This window comes from Dietzia sp. B19 (assembly GCF_014145155.1).
Classification (GTDB): domain Bacteria; phylum Actinomycetota; class Actinomycetes; order Mycobacteriales; family Mycobacteriaceae; genus Dietzia; species Dietzia natronolimnaea.
In genome coordinates this window covers 1-3970 of record NZ_JAALED010000239.1, presented here as the reverse complement: position 1 = coordinate 3970, position 3970 = coordinate 1, and the positions used below count along the sequence as shown (strand labels likewise).

General features: G+C 71.1%; 3 protein-coding genes and 1 pseudogene. 2 read left to right on the top strand and 2 right to left on the bottom strand.

Going from position 1 to position 3970, the window contains the following annotated elements; all coding sequences use genetic code 11:
• The first annotated feature begins 244 nt into the window (after nt 1-244).
• Both purF and purM read left to right on the top strand, forming a co-directional pair.
• On the top strand, nt 245-1891 hold the full coding sequence (purF, locus tag G6020_RS07845) for an amidophosphoribosyltransferase (RefSeq protein WP_182610241.1): 1647 nt from the start codon (nt 245-247) through the stop codon (nt 1889-1891).
• Nucleotides 1892-1931: 40 nt separating this feature from the next.
• Nucleotides 1932-3017 (top strand): phosphoribosylformylglycinamidine cyclo-ligase, encoded by a 1086-nt coding sequence (gene purM, locus G6020_RS07840; protein ID WP_182610240.1) that lies wholly within the window; start codon nt 1932-1934, stop codon nt 3015-3017.
• 88 nt (nt 3018-3105) lie between these two features.
• Here purM and G6020_RS07835 read toward each other — a convergent pair whose 3' ends face one another.
• On the bottom strand, nt 3106-3309 hold the full coding sequence (locus tag G6020_RS07835; protein WP_182610239.1) for a DUF3073 domain-containing protein: 204 nt from the start codon (nt 3307-3309) through the stop codon (nt 3106-3108).
• A gap of 132 nt (nt 3310-3441) precedes the next feature.
• Nucleotides 3442-3970: pseudogene (locus G6020_RS07830) on the bottom strand (folate-binding protein); the annotation flags it as partial.

The following is a 3970-nucleotide window of genomic DNA, read 5'->3' as shown; positions in this document are numbered from 1 at the left end:
GCTGGGAGTCCGCGGTGACCGCGGGGAGGGTCCGGGCATCGGGGACCCGGGCCGGTGAGGTCGCGGCGGGGCTGCCGGTGGTGCGTCTCGGCTGAGCGTTCGGCGACCCGGGCGGGTCCGGACGAGCTGCGCATGAGAAGGGGCCCACCCGCGGGACGGGGACACGGGACTGGGGTCACGGGGGTCGGGGAACGTACACTCGAACCGCACCGCCGGGGTCCGTCCGGGCGGACCGCCCCGAAACATGAGGGAGCACCACCAGGTGGAGAGCACGTCGTCACGTCCGGCCCCGTCCGGAGCACTCCGCCGCACCAGTGGCCGCGCCGTCGGTCTGGGTCTGCCCGACCCGTCCGCTCCCGGCCCGACCGGCCTGCCGATCGACACCGAGCGCATCGGTCCGGTCGAGGAGTGCGGCGTCTTCGGTGTCTGGGCTCCGGGCGAGGACGTCGCCAAGCTCACCTACTACGGCCTGTACGCGCTGCAGCACCGTGGCCAGGAGGCCGCCGGTATCGCGGTCGCGGACGGCGAGCAGGTGCTGGTCTACAAGGACCTCGGCCTGGTGAGCCAGGTCTTCGACGAGAAGACCCTCGAGTCGATGAGCGGACACGTGGCCATCGGTCACTGCCGGTACTCCACGACCGGCGCCGCGTCCTGGGACAACGCGCAGCCCATGTTCAGGCCCACCACCGCCGGCGGGTCCGTGGTGCTGGGCCACAACGGCAACCTCGTCAACACCCAGGAACTCAAGCGGTACGCCACCACACTGGGGATCCGCGGGTACACCGAGGGCAGCACCCACTCGGACTCGGACATCGTCTCCACGCTCCTCGCGCACGAGGCGGGGGAGGGCGGTCTCGAGGAGGCCGCGGCCCGGTTGTTGCCGCGCCTGCGCGGTGCCTACTGCCTCACCTTCTCCGACGAGAACACCCTGTACGCCGCTCGCGACCCGCACGGCGTCCGCCCGCTCGCGCTCGGTCGTCTCGAACGCGGTTGGGTGGTCTCCTCCGAGACGTCGGCGCTCGACATCGTCGGCGCGTCGTTCGTCCGCGACATCGAGCCCGGTGAGCTCATCGCGATCGACGCCGACGGCGTCCGGTCGCGCAAGCTCGCCGAGCCGACCCCCAAGACCTGTGTCTTCGAGTACGTCTACCTGGCGCGTCCCGATTCGGTGATCAACCGGCGCTCGGTCAACTCGACCCGCGTGGAGATCGGCCGCAAACTGGCGCTGGAACACCCCGCCGACGGAGACCTGGTGATCCCCGTTCCGGAGTCGGGGACCCCGGCGGCCGTCGGTTACGCCCAGGGTTCGGGCATCCCGTTCGCCCAGGGCCTGACCAAGAACGCCTACGTCGGGCGCACGTTCATCCAGCCCAGCCAGACCATTCGCCAGCTCGGCATCCGCCTCAAGCTCAACCCGCTGCGTGAGGTCATCCAGGGAAAGAAGTTGGTGGTGGTGGACGACTCGATCGTCCGCGGCAACACCCAACGGGCCCTGATCCGGATGCTGCGGGAGGCGGGTGCCCTCGAGGTGCACGTCCGCATCGCCTCCCCGCCGGTCCGCTGGCCGTGCTTCTACGGCATCGACTTCGCCAGCCCCGCCGAACTGATCGCCAACGGTGTCGACGCCACCGACGGGATGCTCGAGGGCGTCCGCCGGGCGATCGGGGCGGACACCCTCGGGTACATCTCGGTGGACGGGATGATCGAGGCCACGGCGCAGCCCCAGGACGAACTGTGCGCCGCGTGCTTCGACGGCCACTACCCGATCCCGCTCCCGGACGACTCGCCGATGAGCGCGGCCGTGCTGGCACTGGCCGCCCAGGTCGACGGGGAGACCCCCGACCGGCACCTGGTTCTGCACGACAACGCGGACGCCGTCCGCCGACCCTGACCTGGCGCCCGACCACGGGCGCCGATGAGGAGAATCGAAGATGACCGAGAACCCCCACCCCGCGAGCGGCGCCTCGTACGCGGCCGCCGGAGTCGACATCGACGCCGGCGAGCGCGCCGTCGAGCTCTTCGCGCCCCACGCCAAGCGCGCGACCCGTCCGGAGGTGATGGGTGGACTCGGGGGCTTTGCCGGGCTGTTCTCCCTGAGGAACTCCTACCGTCAGCCGCTGCTGGCCTCGTCGACGGACGGCGTAGGGACCAAGATCGCGGTGGCGCAGGCCATGGACGTCCACAACACGGTCGGTATCGACCTCGTGGCCATGGTGGTGGACGACCTGGTGGTGTGCGGGGCCGAGCCGCTGTTCCTCCAGGACTACATCGCGATCGGCAAGGTCGTGCCGGAGCACGTGGCCGCCATCGTCGAGGGGATCGCCGAGGGCTGCGTCCGGGCCGGTTGCGCCCTGCTGGGCGGGGAGACCGCCGAGCACCCCGGGCTGATGGCCCCTGGCGAGTACGACATCTCGGGCACGGGGGTCGGGATCGTCGAGGCCGACGAGGTCCTCAAGGCGGAGAACGTCCGCCCCGGCGACGTGATCGTGGGAATGGCGTCCTCGGGCCTGCATTCCAACGGGTACTCGCTGGCCCGACACGTGCTGCTGGAGCTCGCCCGCCTCCCTCTGGAGGGGCACGTGGAGGAGTTCGGTCGGACACTGGGCGAGGAGCTCCTCGAGCCCACCCGCATCTACGCCCTGGACTGTCTGAGCCTGATCGCCGAGACCGACGTCCGGGTGTTCAGCCACGTCACCGGTGGCGGCCTGGCGGAGAATCTCGCGCGGGTCATGCCGCGCGGACTGGTCGCACGTCTCGACCGCGGTCGGTGGCCCGTGCCCGCCGTGTTCGGCACGATCGCCCACCACGGCCGTGTCGAACAGGCCGAGATGGAGCGCACGTTCAACATGGGGGTCGGCATGATCGCCGTCCTCCCGGCCGAGGACGTGGACCGCGCCCAGGCGGTGCTCACGGCCCGGCACGTGGACAACTGGGTGATCGGTCACGTGGACAAGGCCGGGGAGGTCGCGGCGGACGGTCCGCGCGTCGTCCTCGAGGGATCGCACGCGCGGTTCTAGTCGATCGGCGCACTCCGCCGCACACACGTGGGCCGGGCATCCAGCGAGGATGCCCGGCCCACGTGTAGGTGCTAGTCGGGGAGCGCGATCAGAACCTGCTGTCGCCGTCGGACCACGACCCGTACGGGTCGTCGTCCTCGTCGGTACTGGGCCGCTCGGTGTCGAGTCGCGTGGTGGGCGAGCCACCACCCGCCAACTCCGCTTGGAGACGTTCCAGGTCCGTCTGTGGAGTGTTGTACTTGAGTTCGCGAGCGACCTTGGTCTGCTTCGCCTTCGCGCGGCCTCGGCCCATTGACCTGACCCCCTCGGAAACGGTGCTGGGCCACCTCGGGGGTGCCCATCAATGTGAGTATCTGCCTGTCCACAGGATAGCGTGCCCGGCGCGGAATGTCCGCCCGGGTGTCGTGAGGGCCACCTCCGGCGCCTAGGGCTGGCCGCGCAGCCTGCGGATCGCCTCGCGTCCGGCCTGCGGACCGGAGTCGTGCGGGACGGAGTCGGCGTCGATGGCGGCGGAGACACCGTCCACCTCGAGAACGGTGTCCGGGGCCACCGATCTCTTGATCAGGGCGAGCGCCACCGGCCCGTACTCGTGGTGTTGGACGACGGTCCCCACGTGACCGACGGTGCGGCCACCGGCGAGGACCTCGGCGCCGGGGGCGAGCGCCTGGTCGCCGCCGGAGCCGTCGAGGTGCAGTCGTACGAGGACCCGGGGGGACTTGCCGAGGTTGTGGACGCGGGAGACCGTCTCCTGGCCCCGGTAGCACCCCTTGTCCAGGTGGACCGCGCCGCGCTGCGCCACCTCGCCGATCCACGTGGGGATCTCGTGGGGGATGGTCTTGACGTCAGTGTCCACGCCGAGGCGGGCCCGGAGCGGGTCCGTCTCCACCGCGCGGAGGGCCTCGAACGCCCACGAGCCGGCGGGTCGGGCGCCGGCTCGGACCGCTGCGTCGAAC

What these genes read in the sequence shown, in the direction of transcription:
- purF (WP_182610241.1), top strand. Translation starts at nt 245, where the DNA reads ATGAGGGAGCACCACCAGGTGGAGAGCACGTCGTCACGTCCGGCCCCG.
- purM (WP_182610240.1), top strand. Translation starts at nt 1,932, where the DNA reads ATGACCGAGAACCCCCACCCCGCGAGCGGCGCCTCGTACGCGGCCGCC.
- G6020_RS07835 (WP_182610239.1), bottom strand. Translation starts at nt 3,309, where the DNA reads ATGGGCCGAGGCCGCGCGAAGGCGAAGCAGACCAAGGTCGCTCGCGAA.